Consider the following 25,278-nt stretch of genomic DNA (forward strand, 5'->3'; position numbering starts at 1 on the left):
CATCGGAACGAAAGGGACGGTCCATGACCACCTCGCACCACACCGCCGAAGACGAGCTCGTGCTCAATGATCCGACCCATGCCGAGCCCCTGGGCCACGGCAACTCACCGGCCGCGTGGACGCTGGTGCTGCTGATCCTCGCCGGGACCCTGCTGGTCGGCGTCGGGATGCTCGCGGACCTCTTCGTCCTGATCATCGCCGGCGTCGTGGTCGCCGCAGCCGGTCTCATCGCCGGCTTCATCATGGGCAAGGCCGGCAAGGGCACCCAGGGGCACGCGAAGCCCTCTCGGCACTGATGAGCACCGTTCTCGACGAGATCATCGTCGGGGTCCGCGCCGACCTCGAGTCGAGGCGCCGCGAGGTGCCGTTGCAGGTCATGGCCGAGCGGGCCTCCGAGGCCGCTCGGAGTGCCCCCGCCCGGGACGCACACTCCGCCCTGGCCGGGGGACGGCAGGATCAACGGGGGATCCGCATCATCTCCGAGGTCAAACGGTCCAGCCCGTCCAAGGGCGCCCTGGCGGAGATCGCCTCCCCGGCAGACCTGGCCCGGCGGTATGAGTCCGGGGGCGCCTCGGTGATCTCCGTTCTGACCGAACGTCACCGCTTCGGCGGATCGCTGCAGGACCTGGACGCCGTGCGCGCCGCGGTGGACGTTCCGGTGCTCCGCAAGGACTTCACGGTGGACGAGTACATGATCCACGAGGCCCGGGCCCATGGCGCGGACCTCGTCCTGCTCATCGTCGCTGCCCTGGACGACTCCCAGCTGGCCGAATACCTCGCACTGACGCACGAGTTGGGGATGAACGCACTGGTCGAGGCCCATACCGTGCAGGAGATCGAACGCGCGGTGGCCGTGGGGTCCCGGATCGTCGGCGTCAACGTTCGCAACCTGAAGACCCTGGACGTGGATCCCCGGAACTACGCCACCCTAGCCCCGAACCTGCCGGAGGGCGTGGTCCGCGTGGCCGAGTCCGGCGTGCAGGGACCCGAACAGGTGGCCGACTACGCCCAGGACGGCGCCGACGCCGTCCTGGTGGGCGAGGCCCTCGTGCAGCACGGTGACCCGAGCCAGGCGATCCGCGACTTCCGGGCCGCCTCTCGGATGGTGCGCGGCTGACGGTCCACCCGCCGTCCTGATCGACCGCAGCAGTAGCCGACAGCAGTAGCCACAGCAGTAGCCACAGCAGAAGACCGCAGCAGAAGACCACAGACCACCACAGACTGGACCGCACGATGATTGAGCACACCGGGAGTTATCAGAACCAGCCGGGGCCGTACTTCGGCCCCTACGGTGGCCGCTGGATGCCCGAATCCCTGATCGCCGCGCTCGAGGAGGTGGAGCGGACCTTCGACGAGGCCCGGGAGGATCCGGAGTTCGCCGCCGAGCTCCAGGACCTGTTCACCCAGTACGTGAACCGGCCGTCCCTGCTCACCGAGGTGCCCCGGTTCGCTGCCGACTCCCCGGGCGTGCGGATCTTCCTCAAGCGCGAGGATCTGAACCACACCGGCTCCCACAAGATCAACAACGTGATCGGACAGGCGCTGATCGCCCGGCGCATGGGCAAGACCCGGCTCATCGCCGAGACGGGTGCCGGCCAGCACGGCGTCGCCACCGCCACCGCGGCCGCACTGTTCGGGATGGAGTGCACCATCTACATGGGTGAGGTGGACACCGATCGCCAGGCCCTGAACGTGGCGCGGATGGAGATGCTCGGCGCCACGGTGGTCCCGGTCAAGACCGGTGCACGGACGCTCAAGGACGCCATCAATGAGGCCCTGCGGGACTGGGTCGCCTCCGTGGAGAACACCCACTACCTGCTCGGCACCGTCACCGGGCCGTCCCCGTTCCCCGCGATGGTGCGCTACTTCCACTCCGTGATCGGAGAGGAGGCTCGCGAGCAGATCCTGGCGCAGGCCGGCCGGCTGCCGGACGCCGTGTGCGCCTGCGTGGGTGGCGGCTCGAACGCGATCGGGATCTTCCACGGCTTCCTGGATGATGCCGACGTGGAGCTCTACGGCCTCGAAGCCGGCGGCGAGGGAATGGAGACCGGCCGCCACGCCGCGTCCATCAACCTGGGACGCACCGGCGTGCTGCACGGTGCCCGGACCTACCTCATGCAGAACGAGGACGGGCAGACCATCGACTCGCACTCGATCTCGGCCGGCCTGGACTACCCGGCGGTCGGTCCGGAGCACGCCTGGCTGAACGACACCGGCCGGGCCACCTACGAGCCCGTGGACGACGACGAGTGCATGGGCGCCTTCCAGCGACTCTGCCGGACCGAGGGCATCGTCCCCGCCATCGAATCGGCCCATGCTCTGGCCGGCGCCCTGCGCCTGGCGAGGCGTTGGGCGGATGAAGGGCTCGTCGGGCCCGGCACCGCCGCTGGCGAGGAGAAGATCATCGTGGTCAGCCTGTCCGGGCGCGGGGACAAGGACGTGGCCTCGGCCGCCAAGTACTTCGGCATGCTGCCGGACCGCCCGAGCCCGGAGGGCGGAGACGTCGACGCGGTGGCCGCGCGCCCCGAAGGAGCGCAGAACTGATGAGCGAGCAGACCCTGGATCAGTCCACCCCGATCCGTTCTCTGACCACTGAGGCCATGGAGGCCGCCCGGGAGGCCGGCCGTACCGCCTTCATCGGATACCTGCCCGCCGGTTTCCCGACCCTCGAGGACTCGATCGAGGCCGCCGTGGCGCTGGGCAACAACGGCGCCGACGTCATTGAGATCGGCATCCCCTACAGCGACCCGGTGATGGATGGACCGGTCATCCAGGCCGCCACAAGCCAGGTGCTGGCCGGGGGCTTCCGGATCGACGGGGTGTTCGAGATCATCCGGGCCGTCACGCAGCGCACCGACGCCGCCGTGGTGGTCATGACCTACTGGAACATCGTGGACCGCATGGGCGTGGAGACCTTCGCCCGCCGCCTGGCCGAGGCCGGTGGCGCCGGGATCGTCACCCCGGACCTGGTCCCCGAGGAGGCCGGTGAGTGGTTCGAGGCCTCGGATCGCTACGGGCTGGACCGAATCTTCCTGACCGCGCCGAGTTCCACGGATGAGCGCGTGCGGCTCATCACCGAGTCCTCCCGAGGCTTCGTCTACGGCGTGTCCGTCATGGGCGTCACCGGGGCTCGCTCGGAGGTCTCCACGGCCGCCGAGCAGGTCGTGGCCCGTGCCCATGCCGCCGGTGCCCCCCGCGTCGCCGTGGGGCTGGGCATCTCCCGGCCGGAGCACATCCGCGAGATCGGCTCCTACGCCGACGGAGCGATCGTGGGTACCGCCCTGGTGGCCGCGCTGCGTGATGGCGGACCGGAAGCCGTCGGGCAGCTGGCCGCCGAGCTGGCCACTGGTGCCGTCCGATGAGCCCGGCGGCCTGGGACACCTCGGCACTGATCACGGCAGCGATCCCCGCACCCGGCTGGGACGGCTTCCACCTGGGCCCGGTCACCATCCATGCCTATGCCCTGTGCATCGTGGCCGGCATGGTGGTGGCGCTCTGGCTGTCCGCGCGGCGCTGGAAGTCCCGGGGTGGCCCCGAGGGCAGCATCATCGACATCTCCATCTGGGCCATCGTCTTCGGTCTGGTGGGGGCCCGCCTCTACCACGTGTTCTCCTCCCCGACGGCCTACTTCGGCCCCAATTTCGACGGTACGGGTGACCTGACCAAGATCTGGCGCGTCTGGGAGGGCGGCCTCGGGATCTGGGGCGCCGTGGCCCTGGGCGCCGTCGGTGCGTGGATCGCGTGCCGGCGCTATGGCTTCAAGCTGTCCGCCTACGCGGACGTGGTGGCTCCGGCCGTCCTGCTGGCGCAGGCCATCGGCCGCCTGGGCAACTACTTCAACCAGGAGCTCTTCGGCGGGCCCACCACCCTGCCCTGGGGGCTGCAGGTCTCAGCCGACCACCCGAACTTCCCGGCCGGGGCGCTGGAGGGCACGTTGTTCCACCCCACGTTCCTGTATGAGATGGTCTGGAACCTGGCGGGCGTGGCCCTGTTGTTGATCCTGGACCGTCGGCTTCGCCTGCGCCGCGGCATGATGCTGTGGTCCTACGTGGCCTGGTACACGGCAGGCCGCACCTGGATCGAGATGCTGCGGATCGACGACGCGGAGATGATCACCCTCTTCGGCGTCACCCAACGCCTCAATGTGTGGACCTCGCTGTTGATGTTCCTCATTGCCATCGGGTTCCTCATCTACCTCACGGTCACCCGCCCGAGGGCGGCGGAGGCCAGGGCCGCAGCCGATTCCGTCTGGCGTCCGGGCCGGGAGCCCGGCTCGGCAGCGGACGTCTCAGGTGACGCAGGCTCGGCTGATGAGGGCGATGCGGAGAGCACCGTCAATTCGGCTCTGACCGGGGACGATGAAAAAGTTAACGCCTTCGAAACAAAAAAATCGGGCGATCGGGTCGAAAACCCTGAGTGAGGGCCCCGCCCCCCAGTAGAATCAACTCCACTGCATTGACCTGAAGCGCCCACGCGCCCAGGTCACCGGGGCCGATGATGTCCCCTTCCAGAGCAGCAGATCCCACTGCGCACCGGAAGGATTCTTATGACATTGCGCTTTGACGACGAGCAGTCCCGCCCCGCGGACCAGGGGCAGCTGGACCACCAGCTGCCGGACGACTCCGCCCAGGACGAGCTGGCCAGGGACCCGAAGAACCCCTTCAACCGGTACTCGGGTATCCCCGCCGAGCAGGGTCTCTACCGCCCGGACGCCGAGCGGGACAACTGTGGCCTGGCGGTGATCGGCACCCTGCGCGGTGTGCCCGGCCATGACATCGTGGAGCACGCCCTCGTCGCCCTGCGCAACCTCGAGCACCGCGGCGGCGTGGGCGGGGATGACGGCACCGGAGACGGCGCCGGGCTGCTCCTGCAGGTACCGGATGCCTTCTTCCGCGCGGTGCTGGACTTCGAATTGCCCGACGCCGGCCGGTACGCGGTCGGGACGGCCTTCCTCCCGCAGGACGGGGCCGAGCGCGCCGAGACGGTGGCCGGCATCGAGGAGCGTGCGGCCGAGGAGGGCCTGGTGGTGCTGGGCTGGCGTGATGTGCCCGTCCAGACCGACGTCCTGGGGACCTCGGCCCGTGCGGTGATGCCGCACTTCGCCCAGTTGTTCCTGTCCGTGGACCCGGCGGCCGCCTCGGAGTCCGCGGGGGACACCCTCGACGCCCGCGCGTTCCGGGTCCGCAAGCGCAGCCAGAACAAGTTCGGCGTCTACTTCCCCTCCCTGTCCGCCCAGACCATCGTGTACAAGGGCATGCTCTCCACCGCTCAGTTGGAGCCGTTCTATCCGGACCTCTCGGACGAGCGTTTCGCCACCTCTCTGGCCGTGGTGCACTCGCGGTTCTCCACCAACACGTTCCCGTCCTGGCCGCTCGCCCAGCCCTTCCGGACGATCGCCCACAACGGGGAGATCAACACGGTCAAGGGCAACCGGAACTGGATGCGTGCCCGGCAGTCCATGCTGGCCTCTTCCGTGCTCGGGGAGGAGCCGGAGAAGCTCTATCCGATCTGCACCCCCGGGGCCTCGGACTCGGCGAACCTGGATGAGGTCGCCGAGTTGCTGCTGCTGGGCGGCCGGCCCCTGAGCCACGTGGTCATGATGATGATCCCGGAGGCGTGGGAGAACCACGAATCCATGGATCCGGACCGCCGCGCGTTCTACGAGTACCACTCCATGCTGATGGAGCCGTGGGACGGGCCTGCCGCCGTGGCGTTCACCGATGGCCGCCAGGTCGGCGCCGTGTTGGACCGCAACGGCCTGCGCCCGGCCCGCTACTGGGTCACGGATGACGGACTGGTGGTGCTGGCCTCGGAGGTCGGCGTCCTGCCGCTGGCCCCCTCCAGGATCGTCCGCAAGGGCCGTGTGGCTCCGGGGCGGATGTTCCTCGTGGACACCGCGGAGGGCCGGATCATCGAGGACAACGAGATCAAGGCGGAGGTCGCGAACGCGAATCCGTGGCGCGAATGGGTCCAGGAGAACCTGATCAGCCTCGCCGACCTGCCCGAACGCGAGCACGTCGACTACTCGTCCACCTCCGTGGCGCATCGCCAGCGCACCTTCGGGTACACCACCGAGGAACTGCGCCTGTTGATCGGCCCCATGGCGGAGAAGGGGGCGGAGCCCCTGGGGGCGATGGGCACCGACACGCCGATCGCGGTGCTGTCGAAGCGCCCGCGGCTGCTCTTCGACTACTTCACGCAGTCCTTCGCGCAGGTCACGAACCCGCCGCTGGACTCCATCCGCGAGGAGATCGTCACCTCCATGCGCACCTCGATCGGCCCGGACGGCAACCTGCTCTCCGGCGAACGGGTGCACTCCCGGCATGTGAGCCTCGAGTTCCCGGTCATCGACAATGACCAGCTGGCCAAGATCGTCAACCTGCGGGTGGCGCCCGAGTCCGGGGCTGAATCCGGCGCCGGAACCGGGGCCGCCTCGGCCACCGGTGCCAAGGCCACGCTCAAGGTCCGCGGCCTGTACCGGGTGGACGGCGGCGCGGCCGGCCTGCGGGACCGGCTCACCGAGATCTGTGAGCAGGTCTCGGCCGCGGTGAACCGAGGCGTGCAGTTCATCGTGCTCTCCGACCGTGATTCGAACGCGCAGTGGGCCCCGATCCCGTCCCTGCTGCTGCTCTCGGCCGTGCACCACCACCTGCTCTCCTCGGCCAACCGGACGCGCGCCTCGCTGCTCGTGGAGGCCGGGGACGTGCGCGAGGTCCACCACGTGGCCGTGCTGATCGGCTACGGTGCCTCCGCCGTGAACCCCTACCTGGCCATGGAGTCCGCCGAGGACCTCGTGCGCACCGGTGCCATCACGTCGATCACGCGTGCCGAGGCCGTGGCCAACCTCATCAAGGCGCTCGGCAAGGGCGTGCAGAAGATCATGTCCAAGATGGGCATCTCCACCGTGGCCTCGTACTGCGGTGCGCAGACCTTCGAGGCCATCGGCCTCTCACGCACTCTGGTGGACCGGTACTTCTCCGGCACTCGCACCCCCCTGGGCGGGGTCGGCCTGGAGGTCATCGCCGCCGAGAACGAGCAGCGGCACTGGGCGGCGTACCCGCCTGACGGCAATGACATCGATCCCTACCGGGAGCTGGAGACCGGCGGGGAGTACCAGTGGCGTCGGGATGGGCCACCCCACCTGTTCAACCCCGAGACGGTCTTCCGCCTCCAGCACGCCACCCGCACCCGCCAGTACGGGATCTTCAAGGACTACACGCGTCTGGTGGACGAACAGTCCAGGGACCTGATGACACTGCGCGGGCTGCTGACCCTCAAGACCGGCGTCCGCCAGCCCGTTCCCCTGGACGAGGTGGAACCGGTGTCCGCGATCGTGAAGCGCTTCTCCACCGGGGCCATGAGCTACGGCTCGATCTCCCAGGAGGCGCACGAGACGCTGGCGATCGCGATGAACAGGCTGGGCGGCAAGTCCAACACCGGTGAGGGTGGCGAGGACCCCGAACGCCTGCTGGACCCCGAGCGGCGTTCGGCGGTCAAGCAGATCGCCTCGGGCCGCTTCGGCGTGACGAGCCTGTACCTGGCCACGGCGGATGACCTGCAGATCAAGATGGCCCAGGGGGCCAAGCCCGGCGAGGGTGGGCAGTTGATGGGCACCAAGGTGTACCCGTGGGTGGCCTCCACCCGGCACTCCACCCCCGGCGTGTCCCTCGTGTCCCCGCCGCCGCACCACGACATCTACTCGATCGAGGACCTCGCGGAGCTGATCCACGACCTCAAGCGCTCCAACCCGGCAGCGCGCGTACACGTCAAGCTCGTCTCGGAATCGGGGGTGGGCACCGTGGCGGCGGGCGTGACCAAGGCGAAGGCCGACGTCGTGCTGATCTCGGGGCATGACGGCGGCACCGGTGCCTCCCCGTTGAACTCGCTCAAGCACGCGGGGTCCCCGTGGGAGCTGGGACTGGCCGAGGCGCAGCAGACCCTGATGCTCAACGGCCTGCGGGACCGCGTGGTGGTGCAGGTGGACGGCCAGCTCAAGACGGGCCGGGACGTGGTGATCGCCGCTCTGCTCGGCGCCGAGGAGTTCGGGTTCGCCACCGCACCGCTGGTGGTCTCCGGGTGCATCATGATGCGCGTCTGCCACCTGGACACGTGCCCCGTGGGCGTGGCGACCCAGAACCCGGAGCTGCGCTCCCGCTTCACCGGCAAGCCCGAGTTCGTGGTGAACTTCTTTGAGTTCATCGCCGAGGAGGTGCGTGAGTACCTGGCCGAGCTGGGCTTCCGCAGCCTCGACGAGGCCATCGGACACCTCGAGGTGCTGGAGCGGGACGCCGCGATGGACCACTGGAAGACGCGGGACCTCGATCTCAGCGGGATCCTGGCGGGCTACGACCCGACGGACCCGGACACGGCCCGCCAGCTCTCCAACACCCACGGGCAGAACCACGAGCTGGACCTGCACTTCGACAACGACCTCATCACCGCGGCCGAGCCGGCCATCGCCAAGGGCACGGTGGTGGATCTCAACCGGCGGATCGTCAACACGGACCGCGCGGCCGGCACGATGCTGGGCTACCACGTCACCAAGGCCCGCCTGCTGGACGAGCTGGATGCGGACACCATCACGGTGCGGCTGTCGGGGGAGGCCGGTCAGTCCCTCGGGGCGTTCCTGCCCGCGGGCATCACCCTGCGCCTGGACGGGGACGCGAACGACTACGTGGGCAAGGGGCTGTCCGGTGGACGGATCGTGGTGCGCCCCGACCCGTCGGCGGGCTTCGCGGCCGAGGACAACGTGGTGGCCGGCAACGTGATCGGCTATGGGGCCACCTCGGGCGAGATCCTCCTGCGGGGCCGCGTGGGCGAGCGCTTCCTGGTCCGAAACTCCGGCGCGACCGCCGTGGTGGAGGGCATCGGGGACCACGGCTGCGAGTACATGACCGGCGGGCGGGCGCTGATCCTGGGCCGCACCGGACGGAACTTCGGGGCTGGCATGTCCGGGGGGACCGCCTGGGTCCTGGATCTGGACGTCTCCACGCTCAACCCCCTGGCCGTGGCCCAGCACGATCTGATGCTGCTGGAGCCTCGCCCGGAGGACCGTGAGGCGATTCGCGAGCTGTTGCAGCGGCATCTGACGGAGACCGGATCACCAGTGGCCGCCCACCTGTTGAGGGACCTGGACGCTGACCTGGCCTCTGGCCGGGACACGGTGATGTCTCGCTTCACCACCGTGCTGCCCACCACCTACGACGCCGTGCTGAAGACCCGTGCGGCCGTCATCGATGAAGGACTAGACCCGGACGGCGATGCCGCATGGGGTCGGATTGTGGAGGTTACCCGTGGCTGATCCCCGTGGATTCCTGAACACCCGTGAGCGGCAGGACCGCCCGTCCCGCCCGGTGCCCGTGCGCATCCTCGACTTCAAGGACGTCTACGTCCGCCAGGACGAGGCCGTCATCCGCACCCAGGCCGGGCGCTGCATGGACTGTGGCGTGCCGTTCTGCCATCAGGGCTGCCCGCTGGGCAACCTCATCCCCGAGTGGAACGACCTGGTCCGCCGGGGCCGGTGGGAGGAGGCCGCCGCCAGGCTGCACGCCACCAACAACTTCCCTGAGGTGACGGGTCGCATCTGCCCGGCGCCGTGTGAGTCCTCCTGCGTCCTGGGCATCAACCAGCCGGCCGTGACCATCAAGCAGACCGAGGTGTCCATCGCCGAGGCCGCCTTCGAGAACGACTGGCTCGACCCCGTCATCCCGCAGCGGCTCAATGGCCACACCGTGGCCGTCGTCGGCTCTGGCCCCACGGGGCTGGCCGCCGCCCAGCAGCTCACCCGGGCCGGATTCACGGTGGCCGTCTACGAGCGGGACGCCCGGATCGGGGGGCTGCTGCGCTATGGCATCCCGGACTTCAAGATGGAGAAGGACATCCTGGACCGGCGCCTGGAGCAGATGGAGGCTGAGGGGACCCGCTTCCGCACCGGCGTGGCCATCGGCACGGATCTCTCCTGGGCTGAGCTGCGGAACCGCTATGACGCGGTCATCATCGCCACCGGCGCGCCCGTCCCTCGCGACCTGCCCGTGCCCGGCCGCCAGTTGGACGGCGTGCACTTCGCCATGGACTACCTGGTGCAGTCGAACCGGGAGATCAACGGTGAGCTGACGGCAGAGGAGGCCGCCGCGCAGATCCGCGCCGACGGCAAGCACGTGGTGGTCCTCGGCGGCGGGGACACCGGCGCGGACTGCATCGGTACCGCCCACCGCCACGGGGCCGCCTCGGTCACCACCCTGGCGATCGGCCGCGAGCTGCCCACCGAGCGTCCGGCGGACCAGCCCTGGCCCACCACGCCGAGGATCTACGAGGTCAGTTCCGCCGATGCCGAGGGGGGCACCCGCGAGTACCTCGCCTCCACCGTGGAGTTCCTGGGGGAGACGGGCGAGGACGGCATCGAGCGAGTGCGAGCCCTGCGCGTGGCGGAGACGGAGTACCTGCCGGATGGCCGACGGGTGCCCAAGCCGGGTACAGAGCGGGAGATCCCCGCGGACCTGGTGCTGCTCGCCCTGGGGTTCACCGGGGTGGAGGATGCTGGCCTGACCGCCGAGGCCGGCCAGGCAGTCGAGGAGACGGCCGGCGTCGTGCTCGAGCGGGGTCTGGTCAAGCGGGACCACCGCTACGAGACTGACACCCCCGGGGTGTTCGTGGCCGGCGATGCCGGGCGCGGCGCCTCCCTGGTGGTGTGGGCGATCGCCGAGGGTCGGGCCTGCGCCAAGGCCGTGGACGAGTCGCTGGAGACCTGGACGCGGCTGCCGTCACCGGTGGAGCCGACGGACCGCGCGCTCTCGGTCTGATCCTGACTAGGCTGGAGCCATGAGACACGCGAAGATCGTCGCCACCTTCGGACCGGCCAATGAGGGATACGAGAACACCAGGGAACTGATCGCCGCGGGAGTCGACGTGGCGCGCATGAACATGAGCCACGGCAGCTGGGAGGTGCACGAGCGGACCTACGCGGACATCCGGAGGGCCGCGAAGGACCTGGAGCGCCCGGTGGCGATCTTCGCCGACCTGCAGGGCCCCAAGATCCGGTTGGGCCGGTTCGCGGACGGCCCACATGACCTGGCCGTGGGGGACCGGTTCACCATCACCACGCGGGAGATCGAGGGCAGCTCCGAGGTCTGTGGCACCACGTTCAAGGGGCTTCCCCAGGACGTGCGGCCGGGGGACGCCCTGCTGATCGACGACGGCAAGGTCGCCCTGCGCGCGGTGGAGGTCTCCGAGACGGAGGTGGTGACCGAGGTGGAGGTGCCCGGGACGGTGTCCAACAACAAGGGCATCAACCTCCCCGGCGTGGCCGTGAACGTCCCGGCGCTCTCCGAGAAGGACGAGGAGGACCTGCGCTGGGCCCTGGGCCTCGGTGTGGACATGATCGCCCTGTCCTTCGTGCGCTCGGCCGAGGACGTCTCCCGCGTACACGAGATCATGGACGAGTCCGGCCGGCGCGTCCCGGTGATCGCGAAGATCGAGAAGCCCCAGGCGGTGGACGCCCTGCACGGGATCGTGGATGCCTTCGACGCGATCATGGTGGCCCGCGGGGATCTGGGCGTGGAGCTGCCCCTGGAGGACGTCCCCCTGGTGCAGAAGAAGGCGATCGAGCTGGCACGCCGTTGGGCCAAGCCGGTGATCGTGGCCACCCAGGTGCTCGAGTCCATGATCGACAGCCCCCGGCCGACCCGTGCAGAGGCCTCGGACTGCGCGAACGCCGTGCTGGACGGCGCCGACGCGGTGATGCTCTCGGGGGAGACCTCGGTGGGCAGATACCCTGTGCGGACGGTGGAGACGATGGCCCGGATCATCGAGTCGACCGAGGTCCATGGCCTGGACCGCATCCGCCCCCTGGGTTCCCGCCCGAAGACCCGCGGCGGGGCCATCACCCGCGCTGCCGTGGAGATCGCCAACCAACTGGACGTGCCGCACCTGGCCACGTTCACGCAGTCCGGTGACTCCGCCCGTCGGCTGTCCCGGCTGCGTCCGCAGCAGATGATCTACGCCTTCACCCACGTGGAGCACACGCACAACATCCTGTGCATGTCCTGGGGCGTGCTGCCGAAGATGGTCCCGTTCGCCTCCTCCACAGACGAGATGACGGCCCAGGTGGACCGGTCACTGCTCCAGGAGCGGATCGCCGGGGTCAACGACCTGGTGGTCATCGCGGCAGGATCCCCTCCCGGGAAGACCGGGTCCACGAACATCGTCAAGGTGCACCGTATCGGCGATCTCGACGACTCCGGCGGGCTGTTGGAGGACTACGCCAGGCCCGAGCGCGAACAGGTCGGGATGTGGCCGGCGAGGTCCCCGCTGTGAGTTCCTAGCCCATCTGGTCGACGACCGTCTGGGCCACCTCCCGCATGCTGAGGCGGCGGTCCATGGAGGTCTTCTGGATCCACCGGAAGGCCTCCGGCTCGGAGAGTTCCAGCGTGGTGGTCAGCAGGGATTTGGCCCGGTCCACGAGCTTGCGGGTGGCGAACTGCTCGGCGAGGTCGGAGACCTCCTCCTCGAGAGCGCGCAGCTCATCGAAGCGGGCCACCGCCAGTTCGATGGCCGGCACGAGGTCGTTCTCATTGAAGGGCTTGACCACGTAGGCCATGGCCCCGGCTTCCCTGGCCCGCTCCACCAGCTCACGCTGGCTGAAGGCGGTGAGCAGCACCACGGGGGCGATCCGGTCCCGGGCGATGTGCTCCGCCGCGGTGATCCCGTCCATGATGGGCATCTTGACGTCCATGAGCACCACGTCCGGCTCCAGCTCGGTGGCCAGGTCGAAGGCCTTCTGCCCGTTGTCTGCCTCGCCGACCACCTCGTAGCCCTGACCGGTGAGGATCTCCACGATGTCAACGCGGATCAGCGTCTCGTCCTCGGCGACGACGACGCGCAACGGCGCAGAGTCGGTGGGGGTGGTGGATTCGCTCTGCTCGGTGGGTACCTCGGTGGGCATGAAGACTCCTTGCGCTCGGTCAGGAATCAGCGTATCCGGTTGGCGGGGACCATTGGGGCCACCGTTCCCAGAGACGGGGCTCGGGCGTGTATCCTCTTAGGGTTGTCACGCTGGCCCGAATGGCGGAATTGGCAGACGCGCCGCACTCAAAATGCGGTACCGAAAGGTGTGTGGGTTCAAGTCCCACTTCGGGCACCAACGGCCCCGATCCCTTGCGAAACGAGGGATCGGGGCCTTCTCTGTGGACCTCGTGGTCCTACTTCCGCTGGCGGTTCGGATCCAGGATCATGTTCGTGATCTTGGCCGTGGAGAGGCGCCTGCCCTGTTCGTCGGTCATGACGATCTCGTGCGTGGTCAGCGTCCCGCCCAGGTGGATCGGCGTGCAGGTGCCGGTGACGGTCCCCGCGGTGAGGCCGCGATGGTGGGTGGCGCTGATCTCGATCCCGACCACGGGCTTCTCCCCCTGGGTGTGCAGCACCGCCGCGATCGACCCCAGCGTCTCGGCCAGGACGAGGTGGGCGCCGCCGTGGAGCAGCCCCGCGTTCTGCTCGTTCCCCGCCACGGGCATGGTGGCCACCATGCGCTCCACGGACATCTCCTGGAACACGATGCCCATCTTCGCCGTCAGGGGGCTGAGGCCCAGTTTGCCCAGTTGACCGTGGAACCTCTGCGGAATACCGCTCTCGATCATCAGCCGGGTCAGCTCGGCCCGCGTGAACTGCGGGGTCACCCCGGGCACGAAGGCATGGGGCGATCCGTCAGCGGGACCGTCGGCGGGGCCTTCAGCGGGGCCGTCGACCAAGCCGGCGGGTGTCTCTGTCTGGGCATCGTTCATGACCATTAGGCTGGCACCCGTGACTGATTCGAGCAATCCCGCCCCTGACTCCACTGCTTCGGCTCCCGTGACCGCCAACGGTGAGTCCCACCGGCTGCTGGTCCTGGACGGCCACTCCATGGCCTTCCGCGCGTTCTACGCCCTGCCGGTGGACAACTTCGTGACGGACACCGGTCAGCACACCAACGCCGTCTACGGCTTCACCAACATGCTGCTGACCATGATCCGTCAGCAGAAGCCCACCCACGTGGTGGTCGCCTTCGACTTGGACACGCCCACGTTCCGCTCGGAGGAGTACACGGAGTACAAGGCCGGGCGTTCGAAGACCCCGGAGGAGTTCCATGGTCAGATCAACCTGATCATCAAGGTCATGGAGGCCATGAACATCCCCACGGTCTCGGTGGACGGTTTCGAGGCGGATGACATCGTGGCCACCTTCGCAGCCCAGGCCGAACAGGCCGGTTGGGACACCCGCGTGGTCTCGGGGGACCGGGACGCGTTCCAGCTCATCACCGGCAGGACCACGGTCCTCTACCCGAAGAAGGGCTTCTCGGAGATCCCTCCGATGGATGCCGTGGCCATCGAGGAGAAGTACGGCGTCCCTCCCGAGCGCTACCCGGACCTCGCCGCGCTCGTGGGGGAGACCGCGGACAATCTGCCGGGTGTTCCCGGCGTCGGGCCCAAGACCGCGGCCAAATGGATCAATCTCTACGGCACCGTTGAGCAGGTCCTCGAGAACGCGGATCAGATCAAGGGCAAGGCCGGCCAGTCGCTGCGGGACCACGCCGATGACGTGCGCCGCAACCGCCGCCTCAACCACCTGCTGCGGGACATGGAGCTTCCGGTGGCGCTGGAGGCCACCGAGCTGAGCCATCCGGACCACGAGCAGATCGAGGAGCTCTTCGACGCCCTGCAGTTCAACACGGTGCGTCAACGGCTCTTCGACACCCTGGCCGAGCGGCTCGGCGGCGAGCCGGAGGCCGTGCCGGTGGAGCAGACCCCCGAGTTCGCGGTCCTCACCGCCGACGCGGTCGGTGCCACCGGCCTGCAGGACTTCCTGGCCCAGCACGCCGCCAACCTGATGGGCGTGCACGTGGTCCTGGACGGTCCGGCCGTTCTGCCCAAGCGCAAGATCCCCGCGCCGGGGGACTACGGGGTCGCCCTCGGCGCAGCGCTGGTCGCCGAGGACGCGGCCGTGTACGTGGACCTGAGTGCCGCCCCTGAACCAGCAGGGCACGACGCCGGCCCCGGACCGATCCTGGCGGCCTACCTTGCCGAGGCCGGGCACCCGAAGGCGGTCTACGATCTCAAGGCGGTGGCCAAGTCGCTGAAGGCGACCGGACACCAGACGGGACTCGGGCAGGATGTGGCCCTGGCCGGCGTCGTGGATGACGTGTTGCTCTCGGCCTACCTGATCCAGCCCGACCGCCGCGGCTACGGACTCGACGCCCTGGTGCAGACGCACCTGCAGTCCACCCTGGAGATGGAGGACGATCCCACGCAGGCCGGTGACCAGCTCGAGCTGGACCTGGAGGACCCCGGCTCGGCCACTGAGGGGGCCGTGGTGCAGGCTCGTGCCGCGGCCGGCGTCCGCGCCGCCTGGATGGTGCGACGCCTCTCCGAGCAGTTCCAACCGGAGTTGATCTCCCGCGGCGCCCAGCAGCTGCTCGTGGATCTCGAGGTGCCGTTGGCCAGCGTGATGGTGGACATGGAGCTGGCGGGGATCGCGGTGGACCGCCCGGTCCTGGACGGGCTGTTCGACGACTTCACCGAACGCATGGAGGCCGCTCAGGAGTCCGCCTGGGCTTCCGTGGCGGAGGCGAACGGCGGCGAGAAGGTGAATCTCGGTTCTCCGAAGCAGCTCCAGGCCCTGCTGTTCGAGAAGCTGGACATGCCCAAGACGCGCAAGACCAAGACCGGGTACTCCACTGACGTGGAGTCGCTGACGGACCTGCTGAACCAGACCCAACACCCGTTCCTCGAGAACCTGATGCTGCACCGGGACGCCACCAAGCTACGCCAGACGGTGGAGGGCCTGCGGGACACCGTGGCGGCGGACGGCCGGATCCACACCACCTACTCCCAGACAGCTGCCGCCACGGGCCGACTGTCCAGCCTGCACCCGAACCTGCAGAACATTCCCGTGCGTACCGAGGCCGGCCGCCGGATCCGCGAGGTCTTCGTGGTGGGGGCGGGCTACAACACCCTGCTGACCGCGGACTACTCCCAGATCGAGATGCGGATCATGGCGCATCTCTCCGAGGACGATGCGCTCATCCAGGCCTTCCGGGACGGGGAGGACCTCCACCGCTTCGTGGGGGCCCAGGTGTTCGGCGTGGCCCCCGAGGACGTCTCGCCGGAGATGCGCGCGAAGGTCAAGGCCATGAGCTACGGACTGGCCTACGGTCTGAGCTCCTTCGGGCTCTCCAAGCAGCTGCAGATTCCCGTGGACGAGGCCCGGGGCCTGATGAAGGGCTACTTCGACCGCTTCGGCGCGGTACGCGACTATCTGAAGGAGGTGGTGGCCCAGGCCCGGAAGGACGGGTACACCGCCACCATCATGGGCCGCCGCCGCTATCTGCCGGATCTGAACAGTGACAACCGGCAGCTGCGGGACATGGCCGAGCGCGCCGCCCTCAACGCCCCCATCCAGGGATCGGCCGCGGACATCATCAAGCAGGCCATGCTGGATGTCCAGTTGGCCCTGGATGAGCAGGGACTGCGCACCCGGATGCTCCTGCAGGTGCACGACGAGCTGATCCTGGAGGTCCCGGATGGGGAGCTCGAGGCGGCCACGGCGGTGCTGAAGGACAGGATGGGCCACGCCGCGGAGCTGACCGTGCCGCTGGACGTCAATGTCGGAGCAGGGAGGAGCTGGCATGACGCAGCCCATTGAGACGGGGACTGGGAGGGGGACTGGGACGGGGACTCAGCCTGAACGGTCGCGCAGCCTGCCGGGGCTCGAGATGCACCGTTTCGCGGCCACCGGACTGCCGGCGGGGCAGGACCCGCGGATGGCCCGCATGCTCACTGCCGTGGAGCGGAACTTCTACGAGGAGGTCCCCACGGGCGCGGCCCTGGACCAGGTCCTGGAGCTCCACGGCCGGGACGAACGCACCTACGTGGGTCTCTACGACGCTGGCGCGGATCCAGCCGAGTCGGATCCGGTCGGCAGCTTCTCCTCCTTCGTCAAGCCCCTGCAGACCGGGGTGGGCCGGCAACTCGACGCGTTCCTCATCTCCGAGGTCACCGTCCGGTCCACGCACCGGCGGCGGGGCATCCTGCGCACCATGATGGAGTCGGAGCTGTCCCGCGCCGCGGCCGGGGGACTGCCCGTGGCGGCCTTGACCGCCTCCGAGGCCACCATCTACCGCCGGTTCGGCTTCGGGGCGGCCACCCACCAGCGGTCAGTCGAGGTGGACACTGCCGGCGAGGTGACGCTGGCCTCCACCTCCACGGGTTCGATGAACATGGTGGATCCCAGGGACCTGGCCGAGATCGGCCCCTCGCTCTATGCCCGGGCCCTGGCCCAGACGCCCGGTTCGGTGGGCCGCGTGGCCGCCTACGCCGTCTCGGAGACGGACAGCTGGCGGTCGAAGAACGACGGCAGGGGCACCGGCCTGCTCGCGGCTGTCCACCACGATGAGGCGGGTACGCCCCGCGGATACGTCACCTACCGGTTCAACGGTTGGGACCAGAAGGTCCCCTCCGTCAAGGTGGGCGTCCTCGTGGCCACCACGGCGGCCAGCCACCGGGCCCTGTGGGACCACCTGGTCAATCTGGACCTCATCCGGAGAGTCGACTGGGGACTCGCCCCGGACGATCGACTGCTGGAGAACCTGCTGTCTGACTCCCGCCGGGTGAAGACCACACGTACCGAGGACCATCTGTGGCTGCGCGTCCTCGACGTCCCCGCCGCGTTTGCCGCTCGCTCCTACCAGCGGGACGGTGAGGTGGTCCTGGCGGTCACTGATCCCCTGGGCCACGCCGCGGGGATGTGGCGGCTGGTGGTGCGGGACGGGACGGCCTGCGCCGTACTCGTGGAGCAGGGCGGCTCCCGTGCCACCGAGCCGGACCTGAGCCTGGACGTGGCGGAACTCTCCGGCGTCTACCTGGGTGGGGTCTCCGCCGAGCTGCTCCGCCAGGCCGGGCGGGTCACCGAGCACCGTGCCGGAGCCGCCGCCGAGCTGACGGCACTGCTCGCCTCGGACCGGCCCGTGTTCTGCATGACGGGCTTCTGAGGCGGCCACTCGTCCGCCGTTCAGTCGATGCTCAGTCACCCGGGGAGGTCTCGGGCACCGCGACTTTGACCGGGACTTGCCAGAGTGGCTAGACTGAACGAGCACTTTCTGTGCGCCATCAATAGTCCAACGCAACCCACTTCCGGGTGACCGGGCGGCTCTGACCCGAGTACGCCAGGCATCCGGCCGAGTGAACAATCCACATCGGAGCCCCTACTACATGACCATTACCTCCACCGCCCCGCAGGTCGCCATCAATGACATTGGCACCTCTGAGGACTTCCTCGCCGCCGTTGACGCCACCATCAAGTACTTCAACGACGGCGACCTGGTCGAAGGCACCGTCGTCAAGGTCGACCGTGACGAAGTGCTGCTCGACATCGGCTACAAGACCGAAGGCGTCATCCCGTCCCGGGAACTTTCCATCAAGCATGACGTGGACCCGGACGAAGTCGTCGCCGTGGGCGACAGCGTGGAGGCCCTTGTCCTCACCAAGGAGGACAAGGAAGGCCGCCTGATCCTCTCCAAGAAGCGTGCTCAGTACGAGCGTGCCTGGGGCTCCATCGAGAAGATCAAGGAAGAGGACGGCGTCGTCACCGGCACCGTCATCGAGGTCGTCAAGGGCGGTCTCATCGTGGACATCGGCCTGCGCGGCTTCCTGCCCGCCTCCCTCGTGGAGATGCGCCGCGTCCGCGACCTGGCCCCGTACATCGGCCAGGAGCTCGAGGCCAAGATCATCGAGCTGGACAAGAACCGCAACAACGTGGTCCTGTCCCGCCGCGCCTGGCTCGAGCAGACCCAGTCCGAGGTCCGCTCCAACTTCCTGCACAAGCTCGAGAAGGGCCAGGTCCGCACCGGTACCGTCTCCTCGATCGTCAACTTCGGCGCCTTCGTGGACCTGGGCGGCGTCGACGGCCTCGTGCACGTCTCAGAGCTGTCCTGGAAGCACATCGACCACCCCTCGGAGGTCGTCGAGGTCGGCACCGAGGTCACCGTCGAGGTGCTCGAGGTGGACATGGACCGCGAGCGTGTCTCCCTGTCGCTGAAGGCCACCCAGGAAGATCCCTGGCAGCTCTTCGCCCGCACCCACGCCCTGGGTCAGGTCGTGCCGGGCAAGGTCACCAAGCTGGTTCCGTTCGGTGCGTTCGTGCGCGTCGAGGACGGCATCGAGGGCCTGGTGCACATCTCCGAGCTGGCTTCCCGTCACATCGACACCGCGGAGCAGGTCGTCTCCGTCAACGACGAGCTGTTCGTCAAGGTCATCGACATCGACCTCGAGCGTCGCCGGATCTCGCTGTCCCTCAAGCAGGCCAACGAGGGCGTGGACCCGGAGGGCACCGAGTTCGACCCGGCGCTGTACGGCATGGCCGCCGAGTACGACGACGAGGGCAACTACAAGTACCCCGAGGGCTTCGATCCGGAGACCAACGAGTGGCTCGAGGGCTTCGAGACCCAGCGCGCCGCATGGGAGCAGCAGTACGCCGACGCCCAGGCTCGCTGGGAGGCCCACAAGGAGCAGGTCACCCGCAGCCTGACCGAGGATGCCGAGGTCTCCGCGGACGTCGAGTCGGGCTCCACCTCCTACTCCTCGGATGACCGCGAGGTCACCCCCGACCAGGGCACCCTGGCCTCCGATGAGGCCCTCGCCGCACTGCGCGAGAAGCTCACCGGCAACTGATCGGATCCCGGTCCCTGCCTGACGGCGGGCACCGAGGAAGGGCCCCGCACCACTTCGGTGGTGCGGGGCCCTTCTGCATACTGGGACCCATGAATCCACAGACTCCAGAGACTCCGCAGACTCCACTCCCCGCCGAACCCGCCGAGAGCGCCTCCGAGATCCAGATGCTCACGGAGTTCCTCGACTACTACCGGGCGGTGTTGCGCCGGAAGGCCGAAGGACTCACCGCCGAGCAACTGCGCCGGAGGACTGCCGTCAGCACCATGACCCTGGGAGGGCTGCTCCACCACCTGGACTATGTGGAGGACGAATGGTTCGGGACGCGAGTGGCGGGGGGAGCCGGCAACCTCACCGTGGGACCGGGCGCCATGGTTGGTGGAGGAGTATGCCCGCCACGCGGGCCACGCGGACCTGTTGCGTGAGGCGATCGACGGCTCGGTGGGTGACTGACGGGACCGTCCACCCGCAGCGCCTATCGGCGCGTGCTGACGGTCACCGTGAAGGTCCGGTTTCGGGCCAGTTGACGGGTGGGACCCACCCGGCGCTCCAGCTCGGGCCGGTACTGCAGGTGGGAGTTCCAGACGCACCACAGCTCCCCGCCCGGACGCAGGACCCTGGCGCACTCCGCGAGCAGCCGCAACGCGACCCGGCTGTCCACCGTGTTGCCGGCATGGAAGGGGGGATTGAGCACCAGCAGGTCCTCGCTGGCGTCCGGGAACGAGGCCAGGGCATCGTCGCGGCGTACCTCGACCAGGTCCCGAACGCCATTCCACTGCGCGGTCAGCGTGGTGGAGGCGCAGGCGTCGGCCGACTGGTCCGTCGCCACGATCCGTGCCGGGACGTCTGGTGTGCCCTCCGTGGGCGTCGGCTCCAGTCGGCGTGCGGCCAGGGCGAGACAGACCGCGATCGTGCCGTTTCCGCATCCCACGTCCACGGCACGGCCCCGATCCGATGCGGCCAGCCGTTCGGCCGCCGGCCGCAGGTGGTCCAAGAGCAGAGCCGTGCCGGGATCGAGATGCGCCCCGCCGAAGGTGGCACCAAAGGCCGCCAGGGTGACCGGACCGACGTCGGGCACGGGATGTTCCGCCCGCAGGGGAAACCTGTTCGGCTGGCCTCGCCGAGGGCCGCGGGCCGTGAGGACCCGGGACTTGGACCGACCTCGGCCGGGGACCACCTCCGTGAAGTAGCGCTCCAGGACGGTGTTCTGCCGGGGGGTCATGTGCTTGTCCCGACCGCCGGCCAACAGCACCACCTCCGGATGGGCGTACTCGGCGACCGCCCGGGCCCACTGGTCCAGGGCATCCAGGGAGCGGGGCAACTGCAGGAGCACCATCTCGGCCCCATCCACCAGCTCAGCCGCGATGCCGTGGCGTCTGAGATTCGGCGCCCCACCGGGCTGCAGCCGAGCGAGGTTGGCGTCCAGGGAGCGCTCCTGGGCCAGGGCGTCCTGGCCGATCCGGACGGGATGGCCCTGGGCCAGCAGGGGCAACGTCAGGGCGCCGTGGCTGTCCTCGAGCACGACCACCGGGGCGGGATGGCCGCCCGCACCGTGTCCCGCGTCCCACCAGGCCTTCGCCGTGTCCAGGAGCAGCAGGTCCGCGGCATCGTGGGCCTGGAGCTCGGGGGACTCCGGGTAGGGCCATCGTGAGAGGGCGGCGAAATCGAAGCCGGTGGTCAACGCGGTCCGGTCCACCGGCGGGGTTCGGCCCGGGGGGAGGGGGGTCACGGCACGTCCACCCACTCGGTGCCCACGTGCCGGAGTTGCCCGGCCCCTGCGGTGACGGACGCCAGTCGCTCTGTGAACGCGGCACTGGACCGGCCGTCGTCGGGCAAGGCCACCACCAGCGTCGCGGATCCCGAACCATAGCGGGTCTCCTGCACCTGGAAGCCCGCGGACCGCAGCTCGTTCTCCCACCGGCCCGCCTCGGCGTGCGGGGCCTCGACGCCGGACAGCAGCATCCGTTGCCGCGTGACCAACGTGGTCTGGTCCAAGGTGGCGGACGCGGCGTCCGAGTAGGCGCGGACCAGCCCTCCGGCGCCGAGCTTCACCCCTCCGAAGTAGCGGACGACGGCGACGCACACGTCTGACAGGTCCCTCGCCACCGTGCCCCCGGGCCGTGGCGGGGACTCCCGCTGGGACAGGGCCTCCAACATGGGGACGCCCGCCGTCCCAGCGGGCTCGCCGTCGTCCGAGGAGCGCATGGTGTCCCGGTCCGGACCGAGGATGAACGCGCTGCACACATGCCTGGCCTCGTGGTGTTGCCTGCGCAGGGCACCGATGAACTGGCGGGCCTGGTCCTCGGTCGTGACGCGCAGGGCCTGGCCGATGAAGCGGGAGCGCCTGATCTCCGATTCGTGGACCACCGGGGTGCCGAGCGTGGTCGCCGGGAGCACCGTATAGCGCGACGCCCGGGACCCGGGTTGCTCCTCAGACATGCCGTCCACTCTACTGCCGGGTAGTCACCACGGGATGATGAGGTAGTTTATTGGCCAGCGTCCATGGGATGTCAGTACGAAGGCCGCGAGGCCACCCGAGCGGAGGGGGAACTCCATGCTGACCCGATTGCACAATCGTCTCGGTCTTCGGACCGGGCCGGCCATCTTCTTCATCTCGGCGTTGGTCATCTTCGTCTTCACCCTGGCGATGGCGCTCTTCCCGGGCCCGGTCCAGGGTGCCTTCGGAATCGTCGCCACGTACCTGCGCTATGAGGTCGGCTGGTTCTACACCCTCGGCACCACACTGCTGGTGGTCTTCGCGGTGGGACTGGCCCTGAGCCGCTTCGGCCGCGTCAAGCTCGGCGATGACGACTCCGAACCGGAGTTCTCCGGGCTCGCCTGGTTCGGCATGCTCTTCGCCGCAGGGATCGGCGCGACCCTGATGTTCTGGGGTGTGGCCGAGCCGATGAACCACTACGCCAACCCGCCGCTGTACGGCACGGAGCCGCTCTCGGACCAGGCGGCGACTCAGGCCCTGGCGATCTCCAACTTCCACTTCGGCATCCACATGTGGGCCCTGCTGGTGGTCCCCGGCCTCTGCTTCGGCTACTTCACCTACAAGCGCAAGCTCCCGCCGCGGGTGTCCTCGGCCCTGCAGCCCCTGCTCGGGGACCGCATCCACGGGCCGTGGGGCAAGCTCGTGGACATCATCTCGGTGATCTCCACCGTGTTCGGTCTGGCGGTCTCCGTCGGGCTGGGGGCCATGCAGATCAACAGCGGCATGAACTATGTCATGGGCGTGCCCATGAGCGGCTGGCTGCAGGCGGGCATCGTCGCCGTGATCACCGGCATCGCCCTGGTCTCGGCCGTGGCCGGCCTGGACAAGGGGATCAAGCGGCTGTCCTATCTGAACATCATCCTGGCGATCGCTCTGCTGGTCTACGTGCTCATGTGGGGCGCCACCATGGACACGGTGCGCGGCATCGTCGAGTCCGCGGGTGCCTACCTGTCCAACCTGCCGATGCTCTCCTTCTTCAACGACACCTTCGGTGGCGGCGAGTGGTCGGGGGACTGGACGGTCTTCTACTACGCCTGGACCGTGACCTGGTCGCCGTTCGTCGGGCTCTTCATCGCCCGGATCTCGCGTGGCCGTTCGATCCGCGCCTTCGTCACCGCCTGCCTGGGCCTGCCCACGGCCTTCGTGGTGATCTGGTTCGGCATCTATGGACTCAGCGCCTTCAACATCGACCGGGCAGAGGGCACCGCGGGGTCCATGACCCAGACCATCGTCACGGACGGGAACGTGGAGGCAGCGCTCTTCCAGCTCCTGCAGTCCTACCCGCTGTACCTGGTCACCGCCGTACTGGCCCTGGTCGTGATCGTCATCTTCTTCGTCACCTCCCTCGATTCCGGTGCACTGGTCCTGGACTCCATGGCGTCCGGGCACGAGGACGAGGGCCCGAAGCGGCAGCGCGTGTTCTGGGCCGTGGCCGTGGGGCTCGTCTGCGCCGTCATCCTCGTGACCTCGGGGGAGAACGGCCTGGGAGCCCTGCAGGAGGTCATCATTGTGATCGGTGCCCCGGTGATGGCCCTGGCCCTGTTCCAGTCCTGGCTCCTGCTGCAGGCCCTGCGGGAGGATGCCGGTACGGCCCGTCCGTTGCGCACCCGGCAGTGGAAGAAGGTGCTGCCGATCGAGGAGTACCACCGCCGTGCCCACGAGGACGAGCACGATCTGGACGAGTTCGTGATCCGGCCCGAGTATGAGGTCGGCACCGAGCCCGAGTACGAGGCCCTCCAACCGAACACCTACCACCGGCAGCAGGCGCTCGAGGGCCGGGGGCTGTTGACGATCGGCCTGACGGGAGGCATCGCCTCCGGGAAGTCCAACGTGGCCCAGGACCTCGAGCAGTGGGGCGCCGTGATCATCGACACCGACGATCTGGCCCGCGCGGCCGTCGAGCCGGGAACCGAGGCCCTGGCCGAGATCCGGGAGGTCTTCGGGGCAGAGGTCATCACCGAGGTCGGCACGCTGAACCGTCAGGCCCTGGCGGAACTCGTCTTCGGCAACACCGTGGCCCGGGAGAGGCTCCATGACATCATCCACCCGCGGGTCCGGCAGGAGGTCCAGCGGATCTCCCGCGAGGCCGGCCCCGAGGCCGTGGTGGTGGTCGACCTGCCGCTGCTCGTGGAGACGGCCTCTGCGGGTGAGTTCGACGTGGTGCTCGCGGTGGAGACTCCCGCGGAGACTCGGGTCACCAGGCTGGTGCATGAGCGGGAGATGTCCACGCAGGAGGCCTGGGCGAGGGTGGACGCCCAGGCCACGGACGCCGAGCGTCGGGAGGTCGCCGACGAGGTCATCGTCAACGATTCGAGCCTCAATGACCTGTCCGAGGCCACGCGTCGGTTCTGGGATGACCACGTGCAGCCCGTCCTCGAGGAGCACCACGCCCCGGCCGCTGCAGGGAGCTCCGCTCCTGAGGGCGGTGCTCAGTGAGCGAGAGCGAAGCCGGTCTCCCCAAGCCACGGCTCCACATCGGCCTGACGGGCGGCATCGCCTCCGGCAAGTCCACCGTGGCAGCGGAGCTGGCGGCCCTCGGCGCCATCGTGGTGGACGCGGACGCCCTCTCCCGTGCGGTCGTGGAGCCCGGCAGTGAAGGCCTGGACCGCGTCCGTGAGGCCCTGGGCCCCACGGCGATCGCCGCGGACGGCTCCATGGACCGCGCCGCCGTCGGGAAGCTGGTGTTCGCCGATCCCGAGGCCCGGAAGCTGCTGAACGGCATCATCCACCCCCTGGTGCGGGCCGAGGGCCGCCGGCTCGTCGCCGAGGCCGGCCCGGACGCCGTGGTGGTCCAGGACGTTCCGCTGCTGGTGGAGACCGGGCAGGCGGACGCCTATGACCTCGTCCTGGTGGTGGAGGCGGACCCTGCCGAGCGGGTGGCGCGGATGGTCCGCGATCGGGGGATGAGCGAGGACGACGCACGGGCCCGGATCGCGGCTCAGGCCACCGACGAACAGCGCCGCGCCGCAGCGGATGTGCTGATCGTCAACGACGCCGGCCTGGAGGACCTGCGCCGGACCACCCGGCGTGTCTGGGAACAGTACGTGGCCCCGAAGCTGACGTAGCCACTCGAACAGTTGTACGGTGGTG

At 69.1% G+C, this 25,278-nt stretch carries 18 protein-coding genes, 1 tRNA gene and 1 pseudogene; 16 read left to right on the forward strand and 4 right to left on the reverse strand.

The annotated features are described in order from the left end of the window. Positions 1-23: 23 nt before the first annotated feature. From IMT31_RS00875 to pyk, 8 genes are all read left to right on the forward strand, one after another. Positions 24-296, forward strand: coding sequence for an HGxxPAAW family protein (locus tag IMT31_RS00875; protein ID WP_345361582.1), 273 nt, complete (start codon positions 24-26; stop codon positions 294-296). Continuing rightward, positions 296-1,117: an indole-3-glycerol phosphate synthase TrpC gene (trpC, locus tag IMT31_RS00880; protein ID WP_413543455.1), complete on the forward strand. Its 822-nt coding sequence runs from the start codon at positions 296-298 to the stop codon at positions 1,115-1,117. Before IMT31_RS00875 ends, trpC begins: the two co-directional genes overlap by 1 nt. A 116-nt stretch (positions 1,118-1,233) precedes the next feature. Next, positions 1,234-2,544: a tryptophan synthase subunit beta gene (gene trpB, locus IMT31_RS00885; RefSeq protein ID WP_413543456.1), complete on the forward strand. Its 1,311-nt coding sequence runs from the start codon at positions 1,234-1,236 to the stop codon at positions 2,542-2,544. Continuing rightward, on the forward strand, positions 2,544-3,362 hold the full coding sequence (gene trpA, locus IMT31_RS00890; RefSeq protein WP_345361573.1) for a tryptophan synthase subunit alpha: 819 nt from the start codon (positions 2,544-2,546) through the stop codon (positions 3,360-3,362). The genes trpB and trpA overlap by 1 nt, the downstream gene beginning before the upstream one ends. Continuing rightward, positions 3,359-4,420: a prolipoprotein diacylglyceryl transferase gene (gene lgt, locus IMT31_RS00895; RefSeq protein ID WP_413543457.1), complete on the forward strand. Its 1,062-nt coding sequence runs from the start codon at positions 3,359-3,361 to the stop codon at positions 4,418-4,420. The genes trpA and lgt overlap by 4 nt, the downstream gene beginning before the upstream one ends. Before the next feature lie 126 nt (positions 4,421-4,546). After that, positions 4,547-9,301, forward strand: a complete 4,755-nt coding sequence (gltB, locus tag IMT31_RS00900) for a glutamate synthase large subunit (protein WP_413543458.1) — start codon at positions 4,547-4,549, stop codon at positions 9,299-9,301. Next, positions 9,294-10,799 carry a glutamate synthase subunit beta gene (locus IMT31_RS00905; RefSeq protein ID WP_413543459.1) on the forward strand — a complete coding sequence of 502 codons (1,506 nt, stop codon included), beginning with the start codon at positions 9,294-9,296 and terminating at the stop codon, positions 10,797-10,799. The genes gltB and IMT31_RS00905 overlap by 8 nt, the downstream gene beginning before the upstream one ends. A 19-nt stretch (positions 10,800-10,818) precedes the next feature. Next, complete coding sequence (gene pyk / locus IMT31_RS00910; protein WP_345361561.1) at positions 10,819-12,312, forward strand: pyruvate kinase; 1,494 nt, start codon at positions 10,819-10,821, stop codon at positions 12,310-12,312. Positions 12,313-12,316: 4 nt separating this feature from the next. Here the strand turns inward: pyk and IMT31_RS00915 are convergent, their stop codons facing one another. Next, positions 12,317-12,940, reverse strand: coding sequence for an ANTAR domain-containing response regulator (locus IMT31_RS00915; protein ID WP_345361558.1), 624 nt, complete (start codon positions 12,938-12,940; stop codon positions 12,317-12,319). A gap of 113 nt (positions 12,941-13,053) precedes the next feature. On the opposite strand from IMT31_RS00915, the gene IMT31_RS00920 reads away from it, so the two are divergent. Continuing rightward, a tRNA-Leu gene (locus IMT31_RS00920) sits at positions 13,054-13,138 on the forward strand. A gap of 58 nt (positions 13,139-13,196) precedes the next feature. On the opposite strand, the gene IMT31_RS00925 is transcribed toward IMT31_RS00920, so the two are convergent. Next, positions 13,197-13,781, reverse strand: a complete 585-nt coding sequence (locus IMT31_RS00925) for a hotdog fold thioesterase (RefSeq protein WP_345361555.1) — start codon at positions 13,779-13,781, stop codon at positions 13,197-13,199. Between IMT31_RS00925 and polA the strand changes: the two genes are divergently transcribed. The 5 genes and pseudogenes from polA to IMT31_RS00950 all read left to right on the forward strand — a co-directional run bounded on the left by polA (position 13,774) and on the right by IMT31_RS00950 (position 20,144). Beyond that, complete coding sequence (gene polA, locus IMT31_RS00930; RefSeq protein ID WP_413543460.1) at positions 13,774-16,671, forward strand: DNA polymerase I; 2,898 nt, start codon at positions 13,774-13,776, stop codon at positions 16,669-16,671. The genes IMT31_RS00925 and polA overlap by 8 nt on opposite strands. Then, positions 16,655-18,016: a GNAT family N-acetyltransferase gene (locus IMT31_RS00935; protein ID WP_413543461.1), complete on the forward strand. Its 1,362-nt coding sequence runs from the start codon at positions 16,655-16,657 to the stop codon at positions 18,014-18,016. The genes polA and IMT31_RS00935 overlap by 17 nt, the downstream gene beginning before the upstream one ends. A 220-nt stretch (positions 18,017-18,236) precedes the next feature. Continuing rightward, positions 18,237-19,694 (forward strand): 30S ribosomal protein S1, encoded by a 1,458-nt coding sequence (gene rpsA / locus IMT31_RS00940; RefSeq protein WP_345361549.1) that lies wholly within the window; start codon positions 18,237-18,239, stop codon positions 19,692-19,694. Positions 19,695-19,858: 164 nt separating this feature from the next. Continuing rightward, positions 19,859-19,964 (forward strand): annotated as a pseudogene (locus IMT31_RS00945) (DinB family protein); the annotation flags it as partial. A 27-nt stretch (positions 19,965-19,991) separates the two neighbouring features. Beyond that, on the forward strand, positions 19,992-20,144 hold the full coding sequence (locus IMT31_RS00950) for a DUF664 domain-containing protein (RefSeq protein WP_413543462.1): 153 nt from the start codon (positions 19,992-19,994) through the stop codon (positions 20,142-20,144). Positions 20,145-20,166: 22 nt separating this feature from the next. Here the strand turns inward: IMT31_RS00950 and IMT31_RS00955 are convergent, their stop codons facing one another. Together IMT31_RS00955 and IMT31_RS00960 are read right to left on the reverse strand one after the other, a co-directional pair. After that, complete coding sequence (locus tag IMT31_RS00955; RefSeq protein ID WP_413543463.1) at positions 20,167-21,420, reverse strand: class I SAM-dependent methyltransferase; 1,254 nt, start codon at positions 21,418-21,420, stop codon at positions 20,167-20,169. Continuing rightward, a complete protein-coding gene (locus IMT31_RS00960; RefSeq protein WP_345361540.1) occupies positions 21,417-22,130 on the reverse strand; it encodes a YigZ family protein in 714 nt (237 codons plus the stop codon). Before IMT31_RS00960 ends, IMT31_RS00955 begins: the two co-directional genes overlap by 4 nt. Before the next feature lie 115 nt (positions 22,131-22,245). On the opposite strand from IMT31_RS00960, the gene coaE (IMT31_RS00965) reads away from it, so the two are divergent. Together coaE (IMT31_RS00965) and coaE (IMT31_RS00970) are read left to right on the forward strand one after the other, a co-directional pair. Beyond that, entirely contained in the window at positions 22,246-24,624 is a 2,379-nt protein-coding gene (gene coaE, locus IMT31_RS00965; RefSeq protein WP_413543464.1) for a dephospho-CoA kinase, read from the forward strand. Continuing rightward, positions 24,621-25,253, forward strand: a complete 633-nt coding sequence (coaE, locus tag IMT31_RS00970; RefSeq protein WP_345361534.1) for a dephospho-CoA kinase — start codon at positions 24,621-24,623, stop codon at positions 25,251-25,253. The genes coaE (IMT31_RS00965) and coaE (IMT31_RS00970) overlap by 4 nt, the downstream gene beginning before the upstream one ends. Positions 25,254-25,278 lie beyond the last annotated feature (25 nt).

This window comes from Citricoccus nitrophenolicus (assembly GCF_047305825.1).
In the GTDB taxonomy this organism is placed as follows: Bacteria; Actinomycetota; Actinomycetes; order Actinomycetales; family Micrococcaceae; genus Citricoccus; species Citricoccus nitrophenolicus.